The organism is Actinomadura sp. NPDC048955, assembly GCF_040649435.1.
Lineage (GTDB): Bacteria > Actinomycetota > Actinomycetes > Streptosporangiales > Streptosporangiaceae > Spirillospora > Spirillospora luteofluorescens.
Genome location: NZ_JBEZJI010000156.1, coordinates 1 through 3,281, shown reverse-complemented (window position 1 = coordinate 3,281; position 3,281 = coordinate 1). Strand labels below are relative to the sequence as shown.

At 28.8% G+C, this 3,281-nt stretch carries 2 protein-coding genes; one reads left to right on the top strand and one right to left on the bottom strand.

Translation table 11 applies throughout. From position 1 onward, the window contains the following. Positions 1 to 1,389 (top strand): LPXTG cell wall anchor domain-containing protein (locus tag AB0C84_RS45650; RefSeq protein ID WP_361079073.1); only part of this gene is annotated, 1,389 nt, incomplete at its 5' end. Between the two features lie 491 nt (positions 1,390 to 1,880). Here the strand turns inward: AB0C84_RS45650 and AB0C84_RS45645 are convergent. Further along, positions 1,881 to 2,075, bottom strand: coding sequence for a hypothetical protein (locus AB0C84_RS45645; protein ID WP_162159495.1), 195 nt, complete (start codon positions 2,073 to 2,075; stop codon positions 1,881 to 1,883). Positions 2,076 to 3,281 lie beyond the last annotated feature (1,206 nt).

Sequence of the window (3,281 nt, the reverse complement as noted above, 5' to 3'; positions counted from 1 at the left end):
GAGGGCCGTTGTCGCGCTGCTTTCCCTTGCCGGGTGACAGGAGCGGGCCGCCGACGTTGGGAGTCGGGTCGAAGCACAGTTTCAGTAAATCCTGTTAAATCTAGTGATCATGGACAAACAGGAAGTACATTCGGTATTACAGTTCCTAAGTTCGCTAAAAATGTAAAATTTGAATTAATTGGTACTAGAGAAAAAGACTCTAAGAAACCGCATGATGTTAAGTTAGATTTAGGACAAATTTCTGAAGCAGAATATAAGAAAAATTCTAAGCAATTTCATAACATACCAACTTATGAAGAATATCAAAAATTAAAAAAAGAAGGTAAAACTGAATTACCAGCATCTGTAGTTGCATATGATGAATCAGACAATACATTTAGTGGTGGTACATATAATCCAGATTTAGCTAAATCTTATGGCATTAACACTTTAGTAGATGGTCCCGTAGGTATTAGAGTGACTTTTGATATTTCTGAAGATCAATTTAAAAAGACACCTTATGTACCATTAGATGCTCGTTTAAGATGGAAATCTTCTTGGGAAAGTGAAAGTATTCACAGTTATGAAGATGGATCTCAATCATTAGATGATTTTAGACCACATTCAGATACTGGTTTTAATAATGAAGAAAAAAGTAAAGATTCTTCATATACTTATGTAGAACATCCTGAAAAAATTAAAAAAGGAACTTTTGATGAAAATGGTTTATACTTAGAACCTTCAGTAGGAGTTACTAAAAAAACAGGTGACTGGTCAGTTATCGGCAATGATATGACTAAGTCCCCATTTAACTATGTAGATCAATTTACTTTACATGCTAATCGTGCAGTAACTTATTATGCACCATCTACAGAAGACTTAGCTGACATTGCAGTAACTACAGAATGTCAAGATGATTGTGGATGCCCGGTTGATCCTGAAAACCCAGATAAACCAGATAACCCAGATAAACCAGGTAACCCAGATAAACCAGGCAACCCAGATAAACCAGGTAACCCAGATAAACCAGGTAACCCAGATAAACCGGGTAACCCAGATAAACCGGGTAACCCAGATAAACCAGGTAACCCAGATAAACCGGGTAACCCAGATAAACCAGGTAACCCAGATAAACCAGGTAACCCAGATAAACCACAAGGAACGGATAATATAGATAACGGATTTAATCATGATGACAATGGTAATCCAATTCAACCAAGTAATGATGTGGACCATCATAGCAATTCAGATAAATCAAATAGTAAATCTGAATCAGAAGATAATGAAAAAAAATTACCGGATACTGGTAGTAATAATAATGAAGGTACTTTAATTGGCTCATTATTAGCAATTGTTGGCTCATTATTTGTATTTGGACGTCGTAAAAATAAACAAAATACTGAAAAATAAATTTCTATAAACGTTTTGCTGCCATTAGTTTTAAAACTAATGGCAGTTTTTTATAAATGATTAAGAGAATATTATGAGATTAAAAATATAGAAAAGCTTCTTTAAATCAAATGATTACTTTTATATTTAAAAATATATAAAGATAATATTAGTTCTATGATGATGTGCGTGAAATTTTGCAGTTATTAGATTCATTAAAATTTCTCTAATTAAAGTGCTATTTTTCCAAAAAAAGAAGCTATTAAGGGATGTAAAAATTACTTAAGACTATTTTAAAACAGGATGGTGAGAATTCTATACATGTATAGAAAGCATACTTATATAAGAAAAAGATCATTCACTTAATGAATGATCTTAAATGTGAGTGTTATTTTGTTAAAAAGGAATTGTTATATTGAAGATCCATCTATAAATATAAGAATTCTTACTTAATTAGACTTTTTATTCTAATTCTTAAACATAAAACAAAAGCAAATTGTTTTTAAAGAATATTATCCTAAACCTATTACTTTACCAATAAGTTTAGCAATGTTCATTACAGTTTCACCTGCATCAGATCCTACATATTGATTGATTGCATCGCCAACAAATGAATGAAATGCATGTTGAACTGATGATGCTACTTGATGAGTGGCATCAAAATGATTTTCTAATGATTGAGCAATATTCTGATATTGTTCTTGCATTGATATTCCACCTTTTTATTATTTTGTGAGATATTAAATTATATTCAATCTCTACATAATAATTTTATCATTTTTGGTTACTCTAACTCAATTGATATAAGTGATTATTGTAGATAAATTTCCATATAAAAAATAATTATTAAATAGAAAGGAACTACTCATAAATAATAAGTAGTTCCTAAAAACATTAACCTCAAAAGGTATAAAAGGTGAAGCGAAATTTCACTACATTTTCAAGTATGTAGCCATTTTATTTTAACAAAAATGTTTGTTAAACGCATTTAAAAACATCAGTGTGATTAATTAAAAGACTATATTGAGCAACTTGAAAAATTTAATTCTGTTTAAGCTTTTAAATCAAAATAGAAAGTATTTTTACAAAATATTTTCATATAATATGATTTATAGATTTTCAATATTAATCTAACTCGTGTTACACTAAATATAGGCTTTATACCTCATATATTAGTGATTAAAACAATTTACACTAACATTTTGCAGCAATCAATCTTAAACGTCATTTCTTTTTTGAGAAATTGGCGTTTATTTTTATTATATCTCACTATTCACTTTTCTTTAAACTCTCAGTGAAAACGTTTACTTGAAGCTACTCACTTTGAATGTAGTATCATTTTTTATATAAAAAATGATACTATGTGTTCGATATTACACTTATAACGTTATCAAACCACTTATTATTTTAAGTAGCTTGAGTATACCCATATCCCACTTCATACATGAATTACTAAAAAATTAAAACCTGAAGAAAAGAAATGTTTAAAAAGCATAGAATATAGAAAACAATAGTTCACACTCATTTTACTTTTCCTAACACGACATTGTCATTTCTTTACACTGAAAGAATATTCAAATATAAGCGCTAGTTTCGTTTATTTTATAAGTTCAATAATAAGCATAGAATTATAAAAAGTAACCACTCAATAATTTGAGTGGCTGTCCGATAAAAAAGTACTTGTCTACGATAAAAAATTCTTACCATGTGTAATAAGAAATTATTACATAACTATAATAATGATAATATATATTTATATTAGATACAACAAAAGCATTCTAAAAATATCATATTTGAATCACTTTAGCATTAATACACTTGCATTGTTTTATTATTGATTTTAAGACTTATATCGAAACAATAAGAGTACATAATGAATACACTAACTATATTCATCATTTATACTTTTTCAA

Excerpts from the sequence above, each read along its gene's own strand:
- AB0C84_RS45645 (WP_162159495.1), bottom strand. The coding sequence starts at position 2,075 with ATGCAAGAACAATATCAGAATATTGCTCAATCATTAGAAAATCATTTT.